The 20914-nt window shown below is 59.2% G+C and carries 19 protein-coding genes; 14 read left to right on the top strand and 5 right to left on the bottom strand.

From position 1 onward, the window contains the following. Window positions 1–97 precede the first annotated feature (97 nt). The 8 genes from AC2FLJ_RS16580 to AC2FLJ_RS16545 all read left to right on the top strand — a co-directional run bounded on the left by AC2FLJ_RS16580 (window position 98) and on the right by AC2FLJ_RS16545 (window position 10852). Entirely contained in the window at window positions 98–1513 is a 1416-nt protein-coding gene (locus AC2FLJ_RS16580; protein WP_496706882.1) for a YcjX family GTP-binding protein, read from the top strand. Continuing rightward, window positions 1510–1965 carry a GNAT family N-acetyltransferase gene (locus AC2FLJ_RS16575; RefSeq protein ID WP_496699684.1) on the top strand — a complete coding sequence of 152 codons (456 nt, stop codon included), beginning with the start codon at window positions 1510–1512 and terminating at the stop codon, window positions 1963–1965. Before AC2FLJ_RS16580 ends, AC2FLJ_RS16575 begins: the two co-directional genes overlap by 4 nt. After that, entirely contained in the window at window positions 1958–2947 is a 990-nt protein-coding gene (locus AC2FLJ_RS16570; RefSeq protein ID WP_496706797.1) for a YcjF family protein, read from the top strand. The genes AC2FLJ_RS16575 and AC2FLJ_RS16570 overlap by 8 nt, the downstream gene beginning before the upstream one ends. Window positions 2948–3001: 54 nt before the next feature. Beyond that, a complete protein-coding gene (locus tag AC2FLJ_RS16565) occupies window positions 3002–3712 on the top strand; it encodes a VIT1/CCC1 transporter family protein (RefSeq protein WP_472724252.1) in 711 nt (236 codons plus the stop codon). Window positions 3713–3994: 282 nt separating this feature from the next. Further along, window positions 3995–6694 carry a DUF2339 domain-containing protein gene (locus AC2FLJ_RS16560; RefSeq protein ID WP_496706794.1) on the top strand — a complete coding sequence of 900 codons (2700 nt, stop codon included), beginning with the start codon at window positions 3995–3997 and terminating at the stop codon, window positions 6692–6694. Between the two features lie 163 nt (window positions 6695–6857). After that, a complete protein-coding gene (gene ileS, locus AC2FLJ_RS16555; protein WP_496706792.1) occupies window positions 6858–9770 on the top strand; it encodes an isoleucine--tRNA ligase in 2913 nt (970 codons plus the stop codon). A gap of 82 nt (window positions 9771–9852) precedes the next feature. After that, complete coding sequence (locus AC2FLJ_RS16550) at window positions 9853–10308, top strand: methylated-DNA--[protein]-cysteine S-methyltransferase (RefSeq protein ID WP_496699679.1); 456 nt, start codon at window positions 9853–9855, stop codon at window positions 10306–10308. Between the two features lie 76 nt (window positions 10309–10384). Beyond that, complete coding sequence (locus tag AC2FLJ_RS16545; RefSeq protein WP_058273207.1) at window positions 10385–10852, top strand: hypothetical protein; 468 nt, start codon at window positions 10385–10387, stop codon at window positions 10850–10852. A 3-nt stretch (window positions 10853–10855) separates the two neighbouring features. On the opposite strand, the gene AC2FLJ_RS16540 is transcribed toward AC2FLJ_RS16545, so the two are convergent. From AC2FLJ_RS16540 to fsa, 4 genes are all read right to left on the bottom strand, one after another. Continuing rightward, a complete protein-coding gene (locus tag AC2FLJ_RS16540) occupies window positions 10856–11551 on the bottom strand; it encodes a CDP-alcohol phosphatidyltransferase family protein (RefSeq protein WP_058273208.1) in 696 nt (231 codons plus the stop codon). Between the two features lie 87 nt (window positions 11552–11638). Beyond that, complete coding sequence (locus tag AC2FLJ_RS16535; protein WP_496699678.1) at window positions 11639–12559, bottom strand: tyrosine recombinase XerC; 921 nt, start codon at window positions 12557–12559, stop codon at window positions 11639–11641. After that, window positions 12556–13263, bottom strand: coding sequence for a DUF484 family protein (locus AC2FLJ_RS16530; protein WP_058273210.1), 708 nt, complete (start codon window positions 13261–13263; stop codon window positions 12556–12558). Before AC2FLJ_RS16530 ends, AC2FLJ_RS16535 begins: the two co-directional genes overlap by 4 nt. 194 nt (window positions 13264–13457) lie before the next feature. After that, window positions 13458–14111, bottom strand: coding sequence for a fructose-6-phosphate aldolase (gene fsa, locus AC2FLJ_RS16525; RefSeq protein ID WP_050603155.1), 654 nt, complete (start codon window positions 14109–14111; stop codon window positions 13458–13460). Window positions 14112–14201: 90 nt separating this feature from the next. Here fsa and AC2FLJ_RS16520 point away from each other — a divergent pair, with 90 nt between their 5' ends. The 4 genes from AC2FLJ_RS16520 to AC2FLJ_RS16505 all read left to right on the top strand — a co-directional run bounded on the left by AC2FLJ_RS16520 (window position 14202) and on the right by AC2FLJ_RS16505 (window position 19095). Next, window positions 14202–16397 carry a primosomal protein N' gene (locus tag AC2FLJ_RS16520; RefSeq protein ID WP_496706789.1) on the top strand — a complete coding sequence of 732 codons (2196 nt, stop codon included), beginning with the start codon at window positions 14202–14204 and terminating at the stop codon, window positions 16395–16397. A 79-nt stretch (window positions 16398–16476) separates the two neighbouring features. Beyond that, the gene (locus AC2FLJ_RS16515) at window positions 16477–17709 is read left to right on the top strand and encodes an MFS transporter (RefSeq protein WP_496706787.1); all 1233 of its coding nucleotides are present in this window, start codon (window positions 16477–16479) and stop codon (window positions 17707–17709) included. Window positions 17710–17775: 66 nt separating this feature from the next. Further along, window positions 17776–18648 carry a 50S ribosomal protein L11 methyltransferase gene (locus AC2FLJ_RS16510; RefSeq protein ID WP_282120671.1) on the top strand — a complete coding sequence of 291 codons (873 nt, stop codon included), beginning with the start codon at window positions 17776–17778 and terminating at the stop codon, window positions 18646–18648. A 102-nt stretch (window positions 18649–18750) separates the two neighbouring features. Continuing rightward, window positions 18751–19095: a hypothetical protein gene (locus AC2FLJ_RS16505; RefSeq protein WP_109312601.1), complete on the top strand. Its 345-nt coding sequence runs from the start codon at window positions 18751–18753 to the stop codon at window positions 19093–19095. Between the two features lie 100 nt (window positions 19096–19195). On the opposite strand, the gene AC2FLJ_RS16500 is transcribed toward AC2FLJ_RS16505, so the two are convergent. Then, entirely contained in the window at window positions 19196–19408 is a 213-nt protein-coding gene (locus AC2FLJ_RS16500) for a DUF1127 domain-containing protein (RefSeq protein ID WP_282152580.1), read from the bottom strand. Window positions 19409–19742: 334 nt separating this feature from the next. Here AC2FLJ_RS16500 and ruvC point away from each other — a divergent pair, with 334 nt between their 5' ends. Together ruvC and ruvA are read left to right on the top strand one after the other, a co-directional pair. Further along, window positions 19743–20240: a crossover junction endodeoxyribonuclease RuvC gene (gene ruvC / locus AC2FLJ_RS16495; RefSeq protein ID WP_058273216.1), complete on the top strand. Its 498-nt coding sequence runs from the start codon at window positions 19743–19745 to the stop codon at window positions 20238–20240. Next, window positions 20237–20914, top strand: a complete 678-nt coding sequence (gene ruvA, locus AC2FLJ_RS16490) for a Holliday junction branch migration protein RuvA (protein WP_496699675.1) — start codon at window positions 20237–20239, stop codon at window positions 20912–20914. The genes ruvC and ruvA overlap by 4 nt, the downstream gene beginning before the upstream one ends.

Genomic DNA, 20914 nt, shown 5'->3' with positions numbered 1-20914 from the left:
TAACGCGCCGTGCTGCAACGGGCAAGAGTGGGAAAGCGCTGGTATGTCCGACAGCCGCTACCTATCTTGGGAAAAACGAAAAAAGCGGGGCGACGGTTTGGTCATCTCATCTCTGGCAGACAGTCTGACGCGCGGCGTCGAATCCGTGGGTGACCGCGTGTCTGAGGCATTGTTTGAGCCGGTGATCCGACTGGGTGTCACCGGGCTGGCGCGTTCAGGAAAGACAGTATTCATCACGTCTCTGGTCGCGAACTTGCTGGACCGGGGGCGGATGCCGGGCCTCGTGGCGCAGCAAGAAGGGCGGATCAACGCGGCTTACCTGCAGCCGCAACCAGACGACACCGTGCCCCGGTTCGACTACGAAAACCACCTGGCGGCGCTGACCGGGCTTCAGCCGCACTGGCCCGAAAGTACGCGCGCAGTGTCAGAACTGCGTTTATCGTTCAAAGCCCGTCCCGCGGGGCTTTTGTCAGGGTTGCAGGGACCACGCACTATCCATCTGGATATCGTGGATTACCCCGGCGAATGGCTGCTGGATCTTGCGTTGCTGGACAAAACCTATGAGGTCTGGTCGCAGGAAACACTGGAGCGCATCGCCAATCGCAATGAGGCGACGACCTTTCTGGCGCAGGCAAAGGCGGTTGACCCTTCTGACAGCCACGACGAACCAAAGGCCCAATCACTGGCCAAAGAATTCGCCTCTTATCTGAACGCAGCCCGCGACGCCGGGTTTTACGACTGCACGCCAGGGCGGTTCTTGCTGCCGGGCGATCTGGCAGGCTCGCCGGTGCTAACATTTGCACCCTTGCCAGTCGAGGGTCACGGCTCGCGACGCAGTCTGCACCGCGAGATGGCCCGGCGATACGAGGCCTATAAATCTCAGGTCGTGAAACCGTTTTTCCGCGATCATTTTTCCCGGATCGACCGTCAGGTGGTTTTGGTGGACGCGCTGGGCGCGATCCATAACGGGCCACAGGCGGTCGAGGATATGCGTCGCGCGATGGCCGATATCCTGTCGGCGTTTCGGCCCGGACGAAATGCGTGGCTTAGCCAGTTGTTGCTCGGCAAACGGGTCGAGCGCATCCTGTTTGCGGCCTCCAAGGCGGACCATTTGCACCATCTTCAACACCACCGCCTGACCAATATCATGGAGGCCCTGACCCGCGAGGCGCGCGATCGCGCCAGCTTCGCCGGGGCCGAGACGGCGGCGCTGTCGCTGGCCTCGTTAAGGGCAACGACCGAGGAAATCCGCACCCATAACGGAGCCGAGCTGCCCTGCGTGCGTGGAACCTTGCTGGGCAGCGGCAAGCAGGCCGCTTTCTATCCCGGTGATCTGCCGGAAGACCCGACGCATTTGCTTGGCCCGGCGCGCAACGGGTCCGAAGGCTGGCTGGGTGAGGATTATGAGTTCATGGCATTCGCGCCGGCACACCTGACACTGCGGCCCGGGGATGGCCCGCCACACATTCGGCTGGACCGCGCAGCTCAGTTCCTGGTCGGAGACCGGCTATGAATGTCATTCTTCGACCCGCCCGCAGCACGGATGCCGGTGCCACCGGAGAGATTTTGCATGGCTTCGCCCGTGAAAACGATTGGATGCCGGAACTGCACTCGCAGGCGGAAACCATCGCGTTTTGTGGCCGTATGATTGAATTGGATTGGGTGACCGTGGCCGAAACCGGTGACGGTGTGATCGGGTTTTTGGCGCTCAACGGTGCCGAAATCCACTCACTGTACCTGGCGCCTGGCGCACGGGGGCAAGGAATCGGTCGGCAATTTCTTGAGCTTGCCAAGTCCCGCCGATCCGAATTGTCATTGTTTGCGTTTCAGGCAAACCATCCAGCGCGCCGGTTCTATGAATGCAACGGCTTTGCTGAGGTTGCACGCAGCAGCGGCGCTGACAATGACGAGAACCTTCCCGACATAAAGTATGTCTGGAACAGTGAAGGAGCAGCCAATGGCTAAGGGGCCGGTTCTGATTGATCTGGAGGGCGATGAACCCGCGGCTGATGTGTCGCAAGCACCTCCGGTCCCGGATATCGCACAGCCTCAGGGTCAGGCGATGCAAGGTGCGGCGCGTTTGGCGGCGCGCAAACCTTCGGCCCTGTCGCGGTGGTTCTGGGGTTTGGCGCTTGCCGCGCTTGGGGCTGTTGTTTCAGTGGCGGCTTGGGACTTTGTGAATTCCCTGATTCTCCGCGCGCCGATCATAGGATGGGTGATTACGGGTTTGTTTGCAGCGCTGGTGCTGGTCGCATTGATCATCGCTGTGCGCGAGCTGGCCGCAATGGGGCGGTTGTCCCGTGTGGACGGGATGCGGCGTGCGGCAGATACTGCCTTGGCCGAAGATGATCTGGCGCAGGCACGCGCAGTCACGAACCGATTGATCTCGTTCTACAAAGGGCGCGAAGAAACCCGTTGGTGGCGCGATCGGCTGTCCGAACGGATCGATGAACAATTTGACGCGTCTGGTCTGCTGACCCTGGCCGAGGACGAGCTGCTGGCCCCGCTGGATGTCGCTGCCAGTCGCGAAGTCGAGGCTGCCGCGCGTCAGGTTGCAACGGTGACGGCGTTGGTGCCTTTGGCGCTTGCGGATGTTGCAACAGCGCTGGCCGCTTCGTTGCGGATGATCCGGCGCATCGCTGAAATCTATGGCGGGCGCGCAGGATTTTTGGGCAGTTGGCGACTGACGCGGGCCGTGTTCGTGCACCTTGTGGCCACCGGGGCCGTGGCCGTCGGGGACGACCTGCTGGAACCTGTGCTTGGGGGATCTATCCTTAGCAAACTGTCGCGCCGGTTTGGCGAGGGGCTTGTCAACGGCGCGCTAAGTGCGCGGGTCGGGGTCGCCGCGATGGAGGTCTGCCGTCCGCTGCCCTTCTCGGATCGGCACAAGCCATCAACCCGCAGCATCATCAAACGTGCTCTGGCTGGCCTGTTTTCCAAAACTTGACCTGACGCAAGGTACAGTGGTTGGCTGTCGTGCATAACAGTGTCAGAGCCAGCCATGACCGATCACGGACACAGCCAACAAGAGATTGCAGAACGCATCAACGCGCCACCAGGTCGCGGTGTTTTGCGGGATGTGGTCTATGGTGGGATCGATGGGTCCGTGACTACCTTTGCCATTGTGGCGGGTGTAGCTGGGGCGGGCCTGTCACCCTTTATTATCGTTGCGCTGGGACTGGCCAATGTACTGGCGGACGGGTTTTCCATGGCGGCGGGTAATTACTCGGGCACCAAGGCCGAGCTGGACAATATCCTCCGCATCCGGTCCATCGAAGAACGTCACATCAGGCTGTACCCGGAAGGCGAGCGAGATGAAGTACATGCGATCTTGTCGCAAAAGGGTTTGTCGGGGCGCGTTTTGGATGAGGCGACGGATGCCATCACAGCCAACCGCGACAATTGGATAAATCTGATGATCGAGGGTGAATACGGATTGGGCAGCGTCGATCCGAACCCGTTCAAAGCCGCGATGGCAACGTTTTTGGCGTTTCTTGTGGCCGGCATGGTCCCGCTGCTGCCGTTTCTGCTGTCGTTCGATCGGGCCTTTCATCTCTCGATTATCATGACCATGGCGGTCTTTTTTGTCATCGGAGCTTTAAAAAGCAGATGGTCACTGGCTCCGTGGTGGCGGTCAGGTCTAGAGACTTTTGCGATCGGCGGCGCGGCCGCACTGATGGCGTATTTTGTTGGCTCGTTGTTCCATCCCTAGTGATAAGAAGTACCGCTGGGCGCGCGGTGTAGATTGTCAGTATTTCAAAGTCGTTGATGGACCCGGATCTGATCCTGCGATCGCTACATACTGTCGACGCCTGTTTCTCATTTGGTTCGATTGCCGCTGTGTTGGTCATCATCTGGTTGATGGTTGCCGGACTGTCCCTTGGCTGGGGATAAGGCGTTCTGAACTGCGTAGCCCGCAAAAACACGGTTTTTCGGACTGTTGCGCAAATCGACACCCGGCTAGGTTGACGGCACATTTGCCCGGAGGCCTCTGTTGGAATCGCTGCTCGTACTCGTTGGATTGATCGTTCTGGCCGTCCCGGTGGCCATCCTTGTTCTGTTGGTATCCCAGGTTCGACTGCGCCGCCGGGTGGAGCAGCTTGAACAGCAGATCCGCACACTTGGTGGCGACCTGCCAGCGCCAGAAATAGTACCTGAATCGATGCAAGCGAGGGATAAAAAGAGCTCTCCGTGGCCGGCAATCAAAACAGAACCACCCGAGGTCGAAACGAAAGAAGGCACCTCAGCACCTGAGCCACAAAAGATACCCCTTCCCGAAACGATGAAGGACGATCGAATCGCCGCACTGAGCGCTTGGCTGCGCGAGAACTGGTTCTATGCGGTATCCGCCCTGTCTTTGGCGCTGGCTGGTGTTTTTCTGGTCCAATACGGGGTCGAAAGCGGGTTGTTGTCGCCAACGATGCGCGTCATTGCGGCCCTGATGTTCGGCGCGACGCTGATCGGCGCGGGTGAGGTGATCCGCCGGAAGTATGGCGATGACGAGTCTTCAGCCACAGCTTACCTGCCATCGGTCTTTTCTGGGGCCGGGCTGGTGACGCTGTTCGGTGGCTTGCTGGCTGCAAGGCAGTTGTACGATCTGCTTGGTCCCGAAGCGGCCTTGATTGCCATGATTGCTGTTGCGCTTGTGGGGCTTGTTTTGGGCTGGTTCCACGGCCCCTTGCTGGCGGCCGTCGGTTTGATTGGTGCGTTTGCGTCACCCTTCGTGGTGGGCGGGACCTCGACCGATCCCGGCTGGTTGTACGGCTATTTCTTTGTGATCGCCGTCCTTGGGTTGGGTATCGACACCGTGCGGCGCTGGGCGTGGATATCCGTTCTGACGCTAGTCGGGGCTTATTCCGCGTGCCTGCTGCTGGTGCTTTCGGCACCCGCGACCGAGTCGGGGTATCTTGTCGGCGTAACTGCATTGGCGATCATCGCGATCTCGATCCCCGTGCGGCGGATCTGGCCGGAACACGAGGGGCGCATGATCAGCGAAATCGTTACGATCCAAAAAGGCCTCCAGTGGCCAGAGTTTCCGACACGCCTTGCCTTTGGCGCGGTGAGCGTCAGCGCAGTAATCCTGGCGATACACTGGCCAGACTCAGCGGCCGAATTTTGGCTGGGAATCATGCTGTTGGCAGGCCTGACGCTGGGTTTGCTGACCTGGGCAAGCCAGGCGCGGGCCCTGCAAGACCTGACCATACTGCCAGCCGCTGGTCTAACTTGGTTCGTACTGATCCAAGGGTGGGACAACGGCTCTGTCGCGCGCCGCTTCGCTGAAACCTATGCCGAAACCGCCGAGGCGGATTTCCCGTGGGCGGTTACCCTGTTGGTGGCACTGGGTGCATTGATCTCAGGCCTTTCAGCTTGGCGATCGTTTCGCGCAACCGAGTACCGGGCTGTATGGGCGGGTGGTGCCGCAGTATTTGCACCGTTGTTGGCAATCGCGCTGGAGCTTGGATGGCATCCCGATGAAGTTATCGGAGCCTATCCGTGGGCGCTGCATGCGGTTGCATTGGCGCTGATGATGGTTGTTCTGGCCGGGCGTTTCGCGCGCGTCGACGGCGAAAACCGGCTGCGGGCGGCTTTGGTGACCTTGTCGGCTTTGTCTTGCCTGACCTTTGCCTGCGTGATTGTCCTAAGTTCGGCTGCCCTGACAATTGCTTTTGTGGCCGTGATCGTGGCCGCGGCGGTGCTGGATCGGCGCTTTGATCTTCCACCTATGGGTTGGTTCATCTGGGCTGGCGTCTTCACTGTCACGCTCCGGCTTGTACTGAATCCCGGTCTGGATTGGGCAAACTCGGCACCGGTCGCAGAAATGGCGCTTGTCTATGCCACAGCTGCTGTTGGATTTCTGGCGGCCTGGGCCATCCTGCGCCCATTGAACCGTCCGGTCATCGCGCTGCTTCTGGAAAGCGCCGCCTGGGCGACCGCTGGTATCTTGCTGTCCTTGCTGTTGCTGCGCTGGCTCGAAGGGTTTGGCAACGGCGGTGCCCATGACAGCCACTGGGGGCTGGGGCTTTTGTCCTTGATCTGGCTGCTGCTGGCCTGCGCGCAGGTGCGGCGGTTCGAACTGGGCGGAAAACTGAATTATGCGCGCTACGGGCTGGCGTTGTTCTTTGCGGCACATGGTGTTGTTCGCTTGGCGCAGGCGCTGACTGAGGCGAACCCATTGCTGAATGCCCAAGCTGATCCGGTTCTTGGGGTGCCAATATTGAATACTCTCGCCGTGGCTTACCTGTTGCCCGCCATTGTTTTGGCCCTGTCGGCTGCTTGGCTTCCAGCACTGCATCCGCGATGGAAGCAGGGGTGCTTCGGTCTGGCGGCGGCATTAGGTGCGATCTGGCTGGGCCTGGCCATTCGCCATGTCTGGCAGGGGGCCAGCGGTATGTATGAAGGCAACGGCGTGACCCAACCTGAACTTTATTCTTACACCATGGCCCTACTGCTGATCGGTGCGGGGCTGTTTTATCAGTCACTCGCCCGTCGGTCGGACATGATGCGCAAAGCCGGGTTGGCCGTCATTGGGCTTGCCGTGGCCAAGGTGTTCCTGGTCGATATCGCTGGTTTGGGTGGCCTTATCCGGGTGTTCTCACTGCTGGCGCTGGGCCTCGCGCTGGCCGGTTTGGCGTGGCTGAACCGGTGGGCCATGCTGCGCCATTCGCCGCATGGGGCGGAACCTCTGGACCATTAGGCGCGGGCGTCCTATAAGCCCGGCATGTATGACCGGATGGCCATCATTATTCGAATTATATCCCCGGCGCTCTGATTTCGCGAGACGCCGGGCAAAGGTGCTTGAGAATTCGCACTGACCGCTTCGATCCACACACGACAAGATCATCCTGAGGACGCCCCAAATGTGCGCCGACACGACCCAAACACCTGACTACAAAGACACGCTGAACCTGCCAAAAACCGATTTCCCCATGCGCGCTGGTCTGCCCAAGCGCGAACCCGCATGGCTGGATCGTTGGGAAGAGATCGGCGTGTATGATCGCCTGCGCGAAAAAGAAGGCCGCACGCCCTTTACCCTGCATGACGGCCCCCCCTACGCCAACGGTCACCTGCATATCGGCCACGCGCTGAACAAGACCATCAAGGACATGATTGTACGCAGCCATCAGATGATGGGTCATGACGCGCGTTATGTGCCGGGATGGGACTGCCACGGCCTGCCGATCGAATGGAAGATCGAAGAACAATATCGCAAGAAGGGCAAGAACAAGGACGAAGTTAACATCGTCGATTTCCGTCAGGAATGTCGCAAGTTCGCCGAAGGCTGGATCGACGTCCAGCGCGAAGAATTCAAGCGCCTTGGTATCACCGGCAACTGGCCCGATCCCTACATCACGATGGACTATCACGCCGAGGCCGTGATCGCCGACGAGTTCATGAAGTTCCTGATGAACGGCACTTTGTATCAGGGCTCAAAACCTGTGATGTGGTCGCCCATCGAGAAAACTGCGCTGGCCGAGGCCGAGGTTGAATATCACGACAAGGAAAGCTTCACCATCTGGGTGAAGTTCAAGGTCGTGAATGCGGGCGATCTTGATGACGCTTTTGTCGTGATCTGGACGACGACTCCGTGGACCATGCCGTCGAACAAAGCGGTAGTGTACGGCAAGGATATCTCCTACGGCCTGTACGAAGTCACCGGCGCACCTGAGGAATGCTGGGCCGGTGTCGGAGACAAGTTCCTGCTGGCGGACAATCTGGCCGCCGACGTGCTAGGCCGCGCCCGCCTGAACGACGACCAGTGGACCCGCGTTCGCGATGTGACAGCCGATGAACTGGAAGGTGTCCAACTGACCCACCCGCTGGCTGGTGCCGAAGGCGGCAATGGCGAATGGGACGAAATCCGTGACTTCCGTGCGGCTGAGTTCGTGACCGATACCGAAGGTACCGGCTTCGTTCACTGTGCGCCGTCGCATGGTATGGAAGAATTCGAGCTCTATCGCGATCTGGGCATGCTCGAGCAGGTCATCACCTATAACGTGATGGACGATGGCTCGTTCCGCGCTGATCTGCCGTTCTTCGGTGGCAAGTACATCCTGTCCCGCAAGGGTGGCGAGGGTGACGCGAACAAGGCGGTCATCGACAAGCTGGTCGAGGTTGGAGGGCTGCTGGCCCGTGGCAAGATCAAGCACAGCTATCCGCACTCGTGGCGCTCAAAGGCTCCGATCATCTATCGCAACACGCCGCAATGGTTTGCATCCGTTGACCGCAAGCTGGACGATGGCATGGGTGAGATGGGCGATACCATCCGCGAACGCGCGCTGCGCTCAATCGACGAGCTGGTGAAGTGGACGCCGCAGACCGGCCGCAACCGCCTGTATTCGATGATCGAAGCGCGCCCGGATTGGGTTCTGTCCCGCCAGCGCGCCTGGGGCGTTCCGCTAACCTGCTTCACCAAGAAGGGGGCCTTGCCCACCGACGCGGATTACCTGCTGCGCAACGAAGAGCTCAACGCCCGCATCAAGGCGGCGTTCGAGAAAGACGGTGCGGATATCTGGTACACCGACGGGTTCAAAGAACAGGTGCTAGATGGCATCGCCAACCCGGATGACTACGATCAGGTATTTGACGTTCTGGACGTGTGGTTCGACTCTGGTTCGACACATGCCTTTGTCCTGCGTGACCGTGAAGACGGAACCGAGGACGGCATCGCGGACGTTTACATGGAGGGCACCGACCAGCACCGCGGATGGTTCCATTCGTCGATGCTGCAGGCTTGCGGCACCAAGGGGCGTGCGCCGTATCGCAACGTTGTAACCCATGGCTTCACGCTGGATGCCAAGGGCAACAAGATGTCCAAATCTCTGGGCAATACCATCGTGCCGGAAGAAGTCATCAAGCAATACGGTGCCGATATCCTGCGCCTGTGGGTGGCTCAGACCGATTACACCGCCGACCAGCGGATCGGGCCAGAGATTCTGAAAGGCACCGCCGACAGCTATCGCCGCCTGCGCAACACCATGCGGTTCATGCTGGGCTCGCTGGCCGACTTCACCGAAGCGGATCGCGTCGCGCCTGAAGATATGCCGCGTCTGGAACGCTGGGTTCTCAGCCGTCTGGCCGATCTGGATGAGCAGGTGCGCAAAGGCTACGCGTCTTTCGACTTCCAGGGCGTGTTCAGTGCCGTATTCACCTTTGCCACCGTCGACCTGTCATCGTTCTATTTCGACGTCCGTAAGGATGCGCTATACTGTGACGGCGACACCCTGCGCCGCCGTTCTGCGCGCACCGTGCTGGATATCCTGTTCCACCGACTGACCACATGGCTGGCTCCTGTTTTGGTCTTCACCATGGAAGAGGTCTGGTTGGAGCGTTTCCCAGGCGATGACAGCTCGGTCCATCTGGTGGATTTCCCGGATACACCCGCCGATTGGCGCAACGCTGAACTAGAGGCCGGTATGTCCAAAATCCGTCGCGTGCGTCGTGCCGTGACCGCTGCGTTGGAAATCCAGCGTCAGGACAAGGTCATCGGTTCCAGCCTTGAGGCCGCGCCGATCGTGCATGTCGAAGACAGTGACACCCGCGACCTGCTGGCAACCTTTGACGTGGACGACATGTGCATCACGTCTGGCCTGACTGTTTCGGGCGATCCGGCCCCAGCCGAGGCATTCCGCGTACCTGAAATCGAAGGGGTAGGCGTCGTCTTCGAAAAAGCAGATGGCGAGAAATGCCAACGATGCTGGAAAATCCTGCCGGACGTCGGTCGGCATTCCCACGCGGGTGTGTGTGGGCGCTGCGACGAAGCTCTGGGCTAAACAATCGAACCCCCGGCGTGACTCGCCGGGGGTTTTTCTTTCCCGGCTTGCGCTGGACCCGGCGATCTGAAACGCTGTGTTTATGCCGATGATTTCCGTTGATACGCAGTTTGGCCGCCTTGGCATTGAAGAAACAGATGGCGCCATCACACGCCTTGTGTGGGATGGGCAGGACGACGGGCCGGACACACCCCTGTTGCAGGAAGCCGCCGCGCAGTTGACCGCGTACAACGAGGGGCGTCTCGAACGGTTCGATCTGCCGTATCGTGTTGCCGGTTCAGACTTTCAGCGTAAGGTCTGCGATCTGATGTATGCCATTCCGCTGGGCGAGACCCGAACGTACGGGGACATCGCGAAGGAACTCGGGCAGCCACCGCAACCGGTGGGTCAGGCCTGCGGCGCGAACCCCATTCCGGTGATCATACCTTGCCACCGGGTACTGTCTGCCAAGGGTCTTGGCGGTTTCTCGGGCGATGGTGGGGTTGAGACCAAAGTGGCCCTTCTGCGCCATGAACGCGCGGCGGGCCTGCTGATCTGAGGCGCGAAAACCAGTTGCAATCCCAGAGTTCGCGGCCCAACCTATATCAGTTACTGAATTTGAAGGACCGTATTGCATGACCGCCCATACAGACCCGGCCGCTCGCAAAAAGGCCATCATAGACCGCCTGATGTCGCTGGAAGAGCAGGAACTGGCAACTGCGCAGGCGCATTACGACGCATTTCTCAAGGACTCGCAGCTGGACGACCGCGAAGGGCATGACAAGGATGACATCGCCGCCTCACGCGAGAATGCAGATCTGGCGGCGGCGTTCGATGCACCCGTTCATGCGCATCACGCCAAGATTGATGTGATCGAGAACACGGATTTCAGCCTGACGGACCGGGTTCAGCCGGGCGCTGTTGTCAAGTTCAACAACCGCCGTTTCGTGGTCTGTGTCTCAACGACCCGCTTTGAGGTCGACGGTAAGACCTATATGGGCATCTCAACCCAAAGCCCGATCTACCTGACAATGACCGGTCTGCAAGAGGGTGACGTGTTCACCCATAACGGCACCGAGTTCGAGGTTGAGGAAATCCTATAACGTTCAGTTGTTGCGCAGCGGGACAAGTTGCTGCGCAATGCCAGCTGAAACCAGGTAGAGGCTTGTAATTACCAACCCCCAATGCGCCCAGCTTTCGGGGTGGAAGTCGACCCAAGCTGCCCAACCGGCGAAAAATGTCCAGGCGAACGCGATCGGCAGTGATACATTACGCCAGCGTTCCGTCCGCACCGGGTGAATGAACTTCAACGGTAGGAACATCGCCAGCGACAACAGTGAAACCAGCAGCAGGATCACCCAGAAATTGGGCTCCAGCGCGAAGATCACGATGACGAACATGTTCCAGCACCCCGGAAACCCAGAGAACGAGTTGTCCTTGGTCTTCATCCGCGTGTCCGCGAAATACATGGCGCTGGCAAAGGTGATCACGATGATCGCAAACCAGCCTGTCCAACCGTCCATCAGCCCCGATTTGAACAGCGCAAAGGCCGGAATGAACACGTAGGTCAGATAGTCGATGATCAGGTCCAGAAGAACACCGTCAAATTCCGGTGCGTTCTTTTTGACATGGTAGTGGCGCGCAAGCGGGCCGTCGATTCCGTCCACGATGAACGAGATCACAAGCCACAGATACATAAGGCTCCACTTTTCTTCGACCGCGGCCAGCATGGCCAACATTGCAAAGACGGCACCGGTCGCGGTGAACAGATGTACGGAAAGGGCTTTGAGTTTTATTGTCATTTGTGTCTCTTGGACGATGTGCGCTGCAGATGCAAACTAAAAGCCGGGCACAAGTAATAACCCAAACGTCGTCGTAAGGCCCCGGGATCAGGCCTTGGGGTGCGCGCGGTTGTAGACTTCCATCAGTCGGGCCGTATCTACGGCCGTATAGGCCTGCGTGGTGGAAAGCGAGGCATGGCCCAACAATTCCTGAATGGCGCGCAGATCACCCCCAGCGGACAACAGATGGGTGGCAAAACTGTGCCTTAAAGCGTGCGGTGTGGCGGTTGCTGGCAGGCCAAGCTGCATGCGCGCCTTGGCCATCACGCCCTGAATTGCGCGCGAATTGAGCGCACCACCACGCACCCCGCGGAACAAAGCCTTTTCCTGGGATTGTGGATGCGGACAAAGCTGCAGGTAACGGTCAACGGCGGTGCGGGCGGCCGGAATCACCGGAACGATGCGTTCTTTTCCGCCCTTTCCGACGATACGCAAGCTACCCGGCAAAGGCGCGTCGCTTCCTGTAAGGAACAGCGCCTCAGATATGCGCAAACCGCAGCCATAGAGCAATGTAACGACAGCAACATCGCGCGCCGAGATCCAGTCGTTTGACGACTGAAGTTCGACCGTGTCGATCATCGCGCGGGCCGCGTCTTCGGCCAGCGGGCGGGGAAGTTTTTGGGTAAACTTTGGCGCGCGTGTGGACAGGACGGCAGTGGGTTCGAACCCTTCGCGTTCAGCCAGCCATCGATAAAAGCTTTTGACCGCCGACAGCTTGCGCGCCAGGGATCGCGCGCCAACACCTGCGCTGCGCTGATCGGCCATCCAGGCGCGCATGTCGGACACGTTGATCCGGGCCAGCGCTGCCAATCCCTGCTGTTCACTGTGGTGTAGTGTCATGAAAGACAGGAAGTCGGTAACATCGCTACGATAGGCGGCCTGGGTGTTTTCCGATCGCCCCGCCAGCGCGCTCAGGCTGTCCAGCCAGTACTGTAACGCGTCGCGGCAGGCGGGTGAGATCAGGCTCACGACAACCAGTGGCGCATCGAACGTTCGAAGACGCCAGCGAAGAACGACAGAAGATCAGTGCCCAGCTGCGGCGAGAAGTGGTTGCGGTCCCTTGCGCTCATCACGATCATGCCCGGCAACCGGCCCTCACCCAGATCCAACCGCAGGCAAGCTTCGGACCGCAGGTGATCTGCGTTGGGTCCAAAAATCCTGTGCGTCGGGTGGAGGATCTCGCGCAGAACCACGTCGCGGGCGGGGCCGCCGCGGTCGAAGGTCAGGTAATTGTCCACGAAGCCGGGTTCGACCACGGATAGAACTCCGCCCAGAGTGTCGATGGCGGGGTCTTCCTGCGTTGCAGTGGATTCCAGAATCAGCTTGATGCGATCAACGCGCAGGATTTCGACCACATCCGAGCCAAGCGTGCGCAGGAAATCTTCGAACTCGGCCGGTTCCAGCATGCGGATGACGGCACGATGCACCTGATTTGTGCCTGCAAGGTTTTCATACGCTGCGGCGATAACGGACCGGTGGGTGTCTTCCAGCCTGTCCAGCCGTTCCTCGAGCCGTTGCATGGCGATGCCGCGCAGGTCGATGACGTTGTCACCGCGCGCCTGTTCGTTGGCCGTTACAAGTGCCTGCATCAGGTCCTTGTCGTCCAGCACGGCGTCTGGTTTGGCCAGAATCGCGGCGCGCAAGTTGTCCTGGAGTTTGGTGTTACTGCTCATGTCCCGCTCGGTCTTTTTTTGTTGAGGGGCTTATAACATGAGTTATGGCGGTTTCCTTGGAAAAAATGCATTGGCGGTGCATTTCATTCCCACTGTGACCTACGGCTCCCGCCTGCGAAACCTTGATCAAAGATCAAGGCTTGGCAGTTGGGCCGGGCGCGGCACCTGACGGCGCCGCGCGGTCGCGCAAAGGGTCAGAGGATTTTCTGACCTGTCTTGGCCCAGTCGGCCAGGAAGGTTTCCAGACCTTTGTCCGTCAATGGGTGATCGGCCAGTTTCTTGATCACGGCAGGCGGTGCGGTGATCACGTCAGCACCGATACGGGCGCTGTCGGTCACGTGGTTCACGGTGCGGATTGAAGCGGCCAGAATCTCGGTTTCAAAACCGTAATTGTCATAGACCTGACGGATGTCGGCGATCAGATCCATGCCATCAAGGTTGATGTCATCCAGGCGACCGATGAAGGGCGAGATGAAGGTTGCGCCCGCCTTTGCGGCCAAAAGCGCCTGGTTGGTCGAGAAGCAGAGTGTGACGTTGACCATCTGGCCTTCGTCGCTGAGCGTCTTGCAGGTTTTCAGACCGGCCCATGTCAGCGGAACTTTCACGGCGATATTCGGAGCGATCTTGGCCAGCTTGCGGCCCTCGGCGATCATGTCGTCAGCTTCGGTTGCGACAACTTCGGCTGAAACCGGTCCGTCCACCAGATCACAGATTTCCTTGGTCACTTCCAGAATGTCACGACCTGATTTCAGGATCAGCGAGGGGTTGGTGGTCACGCCGTCCACCATGCCCAGATCGTTCAGTTCGGCAATGGCGTCGATTTCGGCTGTGTCTACGAAGAATTTCATGCGGGCAGTCCTTTGATGGGTTGGCCTTGGTCGCGGATGGCTTTACCTCAAAGAGACCCATGCTGGAACCCCCGAGCCCAAGGATATGCGTTGAGCACTCAGGAGTATTTCGACCACGGAGAGCTGGTTGCGGTTCTGACCGCACAGCCGCTGGACCGGACGCTGGATTACAAGGCGCCCGAGGGGGGCTGTTTTCTGGGGGCGTTCGTAGAGGTCCCGCTGGGGCCTCGTAAAGTTCTGGGTGTCGTCTGGGGGCCGGGACAGGGCGGGTTCGACCTGAACAAGGCGCGATCCGTGATCCGGGTGCTTGAGGTCGCGCCAATGCGCGAAGAAATGCGGCTGTTTCTGGGGAAGGTTGCCGATTACACCCTGACACCGATGTCCGCGATGTTGCGGCTGGCAACCCGAGCGCCGGGTTTGGGTGATCCGCCGTCGATGCGTAAGGTTTATCGGCTGGGTAATGGCGAGCCGGACCGGATGACCGACGCACGCACCCGTGTGCTGGAGGTACTCCGCAACTATGGCGGGCTGGCGTTCACCCTGAAAGAACTCGCCGAACAGGCCGGAGTGACGTCTTCGGTCGTCAAAGGGTTGGTCAAGCAGGGCGCTGTACGGGAAGAAGATAGCCCGCGCGATTTGCCCTATCCGCATCTGGATCCGGATTTGCCGGGCAAAGCTTTGACCGACGATCAGGCGGCGGCGGTTGAGAAGTTGCAGAAGGGCCAGCGGTCCGGGGAATATGGAACCACGCTGCTTAAGGGCGTGACGGGTTCGGGCAAGACCGAAGTGTATTTGGAGGCTGTTGCCGAGGCGCTGCGGATGGGCCGACAAGCCTTGGTTCTGCTGCCCGAGATCGCTCTGACAGCGGAATTCCTGACACGAGTTGAGGCGCGATTCGGTGCACGCCCAGCCGAATGGCATTCCGGCGCGACCATGACCGAACGCCGCCGGGTCTGGCGGATGGTCGGGCAGGGGGATGCGCAAATGGTGATTGGTGCGCGGTCAGCTTTGTTCTTGCCGTTTCGCAACCTTGGCTTGGTGGTGGTCGATGAGGAACACGACACCTCGTACAAACAAGAGGACGGCGTGCATTACAGCGCGCGGGACATGGCGGTGCTGCGGTCTGCCATTTGTGGCGGGCGTGTGATTCTGGCCAGCGCAACGCCTTCGCTGGAAAGCTGGGCCAACGCCGAGGCGGGAAAATACGACCGGGTTGATCTGACCTCGCGGTTCGGGGCGGCGGTGTTGCCCGAGATGAAGCCCATCGACATGCGGGCCGAACAAATGCAACCGGGGACGTGGATCTCTCCGTCTTTACGGCAGGCGGTGATGCAGCGGATTGAGAAGGGTGAGCAATCGCTGCTGTTCATCAACCGCCGTGGGTATGCGCCGGTGACCCTGTGCCGCGCTTGCGGGGAACAGATTGCCTGCGATCATTGCGACGCGCGGATGGTCGAGCACCGGTTTCTGAAACGGCTGATGTGTCACCAATGCGGTGAGACCAAGCCGATGCCCGAGGAATGTCCGTCATGCGGCGTCGCGGGTAAGTTGGCCCCGGTCGGCCCGGGGATCGAGCGGCTGGCCGAAGAGGCTGAGGCGACGTTTCCCGATGCCAAGATCGCGATGCTGAGTTCCGATTTGTTCGGCTCGGCCCGCGCCCTGAAAGCCAAGATCGAAGAGATTGCCGAGGGCGATGCCGATATCGTCATCGGTACGCAGCTGGTTGCCAAGGGGCACAACTTTCCCAATCTGACTTTGGTCGGGGTAATCGATGCCGACCTCAGTCTGCACGGGGCGGACCTGCGCGCCGCTGAGCGGACATTCCAGTTGATGCGGCAAGTCGCGGGTCGGGCAGGCCGGGCGGACAAGCCAGGGCAGGCCCTGTTGCAGACATTCCAGCCCGAGCATCCCGTAATCCGTGCTATTCTTTCAGGTTACGAAGAAGGATTTTGGAAGGCCGAGGCCGCCGGACGGCAGGCGGCGGGTGTGCCGCCATACGGCCGTATGGCCGGGATCGTCCTGTCCGGACCTGAGGTTGGACCAGTTTTTGATATCGGAAATGCAATGGCCCGCAACGATGCGCCGCTGCGCGATATCGGGGCACAAGTCTTTGGCCCGGCTCCGGCGCCTATTGCGCGGATTCGCGGCAGACACCGCGTGCGATTGCTGGTCAAGGCACCCAAGGGCGCACCGATTCAGGACGCGATTGCCCGCTGGATCGCGCCCTTGCGCCTTAAGGGCGACCTGCGTTTGACCGTAGATATCGACCCGCAGAGTTTCTACTGACCTCTGCATCAGCGCAGACCGATTGTGCGCCCACTGCTTCGCCCTCGCCAAAATCTGAAAATGGGCGTAGAGGAGTCCCATGTTGAAACCGATGCCCCTGTCCGAGGCGCAGAGCCTTCCGTTCTGGCGCCGCCCTGTGACGCTCTTGTTCGTCATGGCGTTGACGATGCCGATTGCCTTCAACGCGTGGAGCGCGCTGTTGAACAATTTCGTCATCGAAGTGGCGAATTTTGACGGGGCCGACATTGGGTTACTGCACACTGTGCGGGAGATCCCTGGATTTCTTGCTGTTGGCGTGATCGCGGTGATCATTTTCGTGCGCGAGCAGGTATTGGCGATGATCTCGCTGATGATGCTGGGCGTGGCAACTGCGTTGACAGCATGGTTTCCCAGCCTTGGTGGGTTGCTGTTTGTCACCCTCTTCAGTTCGATCGGGTTTCACTATTACGAGACAGTAAATCAGTCGCTGCAGTTGCAATGGCTGCCCAAGGACCGCGCGCCACAGGTATTGGGCTGGCTTGTTGCCATGGGGTCAGCCGCGACGGCAGTAGTCTATGGCCTGATCGTTCTGACCTGGGACCGGTTTGATCTGTCCTACAACATTGTATTCATGGCCGCTGGTGGTGTGACCGCCCTGCTGGCGCTGTTCTGTCTTTTCGCCTTTCCGCAATTTGACTCGCCAACTCCACAGACCAAAAAACTGGTCCTGCGTCGTCGCTACTGGCTGTATTACGCACTACAGTTCATGGCCGGCGCGCGGCGGCAGATTTTTGTTGTCTTCGCGGGCTTCATGATGGTCGAGAAGTTTGGGTTTGAAGTACACGAGCTGACCAGCCTCTATCTGATCAATCTGATGATCAACATGGCGGCGGCTCCGATGTTGGGTAAGGCTGTATCGTTGTTCGGTGAGCGCCGCACGCTAATCTTTGAATACACCGGCTTGGCGATCGTTTTTGCGGCCTATGGCGGTATCTACTGGTTCGGGTGGGGCGTGGTGCTGGCTGCAACTCTTTATGTGATCGACCATGTTCTGTTCGCTTTGGCGCTTGCCCTGAAGACCTACTTTCAGAAAATCGCCGATCCTGCGGATATTGCACCGACTGCGGCCGTTGCGTTCACGATCAACCATATCGCCGCCGTGTTCCTTCCTGCGCTTCTGGGCCTGCTGTGGGTCATCTCGCCCGGTGCAGTCTTTGCACTGGCCGCTGCGATGGCGATGATCTCGTTGGGTTTGTCCTTGCTGATCCCGCGGCACCCGGAACCGGGAAATGAAACGATCTTGTCGAAATACGCGCCTGCACCTGCCGAATAAGCGCCAATACTTGACCTTGGCGGGCCATCGCCATAGGCGCTGTGTCAATCGATACAGGAGGCCCCCATGCCCACATTCACTGCGCTGACTACACTGACCGGTAAAAAAGCTGCCGAAGGGCTGGGCGAAGCGATGGAGCGTCTGGATCCGGAACCAACCGGCGTTGGAGTATTCGAGGTCGAGGATGGCTCGGGCCTCTGGGAAGTTGGTGGGTACTTCACGGAAACTCCGGACGAAACCGCTCTGGCCGTTCTAGCCGCCGCGTTTGAGGCCAAGCCTTTTGTTGTGTCAGAACTGCCCGATACGGATTGGGTGGCCCATGTGCGCCGGGAACTGGCACCGGTCGATGCTGGACGCTTCTTTGTCTATGGCAGTCATGACGCTGACAAGCTGCCCGAGGGACGTATCCCGCTACTGATCGAGGCTGCAATGGCCTTTGGCACCGGCCACCACGGCACCACATTGGGATGCCTAAAGGCGCTGGACCATCTTCTGAGCCAAGGGTTCACGGCGACCAAAGTGGCCGATATCGGCTGCGGCACTGCCGTGCTGGCCATGGCGGCCGCGCGGGTCTGGGAAGGTGAGATCATCGCCAGTGATATCGACGAAGTGGCTGTTGATGTCGCCGAAGCCAACCTGAAGGCCAATGGCATGGCAGGCAAGGTCCGTTGCGTGGAAGCGGCGGGCTTTGACCATCCCGATTTGGGCGCATTCGCACCCTACGATCTGATTTTCGCAAATATCCTTAAGGGGCCACTGGTTGCTCTGGCCCCCGAAATCGCAGCGAATCTGCGCGTCGGTGGGTACGCAATTCTGTCCGGAATCCTTAACGAACAAGCCGATGACGTGGTCTCCGTTTATCTACAAAACGGGTTCAATTTAGAGGAAAATGACCAAATTGGTGAGTGGACGACGCTAATATTAAGCAAACAGGGCTAAATTTGGACCATTTGCTGGAGCTTTCTGGAGTTTTGCCTCGATTTTGTCGCATTCTGTTTCTACCGTCTTAACCTGGAATCGGGGGGCGGTTTGGAGGCTGCCATGACGGGAAAACAACTGGAATTTGATCAGCGCGTGAATCGCCTGAGTAAGAAGCACGCAAAACTAAGCCGTGGCTATCGCGCGACGATGCGCAAGGACGGGTTGGTTGTGATGAAACCGCAGAGGGTGAAGTCAGCTTTACCGCTTAAGGTTCTACTGATGTGTCTGCTTGGGTTGTTTGCATTCAAGACCTTCTTGCTCACCAGCCTTGGGCCTTCGGGCTATCAATACAGGGTTGACGCATTGAACGAGGGCACCTCGGTTGAACAAGCCGGTGCCTGGGTGATGCAAATCGACCCGGTATCGCTGATGCTTTCGGAACAGCTGGCACGGCTGCTGCCCTGACATCAGGCCAATGAATCAGAAACGCCGCGCATTCTGCATGCGCGGCGTTCTGCTTTGCCCCCGAGGGAGGGAAGGGGCATATGAGTGGGTGTGTTAAATCTTAACTACGACCATCGGCCACGACGTCAATATCGCCACGGCACAGTCCGATATCTTCCAGCTCGCGGTCTGTCAGACCGCTCAGCGTGTTACGAGTCACGCGGGCGTCATTCCATTCGACAACGGCGTTCACGACCGATGCGAAATATGCGCCGATACGGCCGACGAGGCCGAATGAGCCGGTGGTGGTGCGGGTGGTGTCCAGTGCAGCCATATCCTGTTTCCTTCTGGTTTAAGTTTACGTTTTGATCGTTCGATCTGAGCGGCATCTAGTGCCGCCAAATCGGCTGTGCAAGTGCGGAAATTGCAACTGTCCTATGCGTTTTTTGCAAAGCTCTAGATTCATTAGAACCCCTTAATTTATTGGCCATTTTTGCTTCATGAAACGTGTCGATTTCAGACTTTTGACTGTCGCAAACTGGCCGTTTTGTCGCCTGTGAAACAGGTCTGTCGTTTTTGCGCTCTCTGTCAATTCGCTTGGAAAATGTTCACGCTTCGTGCTAATCCGTAAAAAAGATCACAAAAACTCGAGCAGGCCGAGGCGAAATATGCGGATTTTGGGCATTGATCCGGGGCTTAGGACCCTGGGATGGGGCGTCATCGAATCGCATGGCAGCCGCCTGAGCCACGTCGCCAACGGACTGTGCAAGTCTGACGGGGACGATTTGGGCGAGCGTTTGCTGTCTCTGTACAATCAAATCGTCGAAGTCATTGCAGAACATCAGCCCGATCAGGCGGCCATCGAACAGACCTTCGTCAACAAGGATGGGGCTGGTACGCTGAAGCTGGGTCAGGCGCGTGGTGTGGCGTTGCTAACGCTGGCGCAAGCAGGGCTGCCCGTGGGTGAATACGCGCCCAACCGGGTTAAGAAAACGGTTGTGGGCGTTGGGCATGCCGAGAAAGAGCAGGTTCTTCATATGGTCAAACTGCAACTGCCGGGCTGTAAGCCCAAAGGGGCGGATGCCGCGGATGCGCTGGCGATTGCCATCTGTCATTCATATTACGGCGCAGCGCCGCAGGCGCGCGTGAAAGAGGTGCGGGCATGATCGGGAAACTAACCGGACGATTGGACTATCGCGCAGCGGATCACGTGTTGATCGACGTGCGTGGGGTCGGATACCTCGTTTACTGCTCGGACCGGACTATGGCCGCGCTGCCTGGTGTTGGCGAGGCTGTCTCGATTTATACCGATATGGTGGTGCGCGAGGACCTGATGCAGCTTTTTGGGTTTTTGTCCCTTGTCGAAAAGGAATGGCATCGCCTGCTGTGTTCGGTTCAGGGCGTTGGGGCCAAGGTCTCGCTCGCCATTCTGTCCGCGTTGGGTCCGGATGGGGTCAGCCGGGCCATTGCGCTTGGGGATTGGGGTGCCGTCAAAGCGGCGAAAGGCGTGGGCCCAAAGACGGCACAGCGGATCGTGCTGGATCTAAAAGACAAAGCGCCGGGTGTGATGGCGATGGGCGGGACCGTGACCGAAGCGATGGACGGCCCCGGATTGGAAGTCGTTGAGTTGTCTGAACCAGCACCAGTGCCCAAACGGGTGGCAAAACCCGCCTCGGGGTCTGCCGCAGCTTCGGCGGGGGCACTGTCAGCTCTTGGCAATTTGGGGTACGGACCGTCTGAGGCGGCCTCGGCTGTGGCCGAAGCGGCCGCCAGCCTGCCGGACGCAGGCGAAGCTGAATTGATCCGGGCGGCGCTTAAGTTGCTGGCTCCGAAAGGGTAA

The organism is Ruegeria sp. CDSA034 (assembly GCF_059612275.1).
Note: the sequence above shows the minus strand (reverse complement) of the source record. Positions and strands in the feature narration are given on the sequence as shown.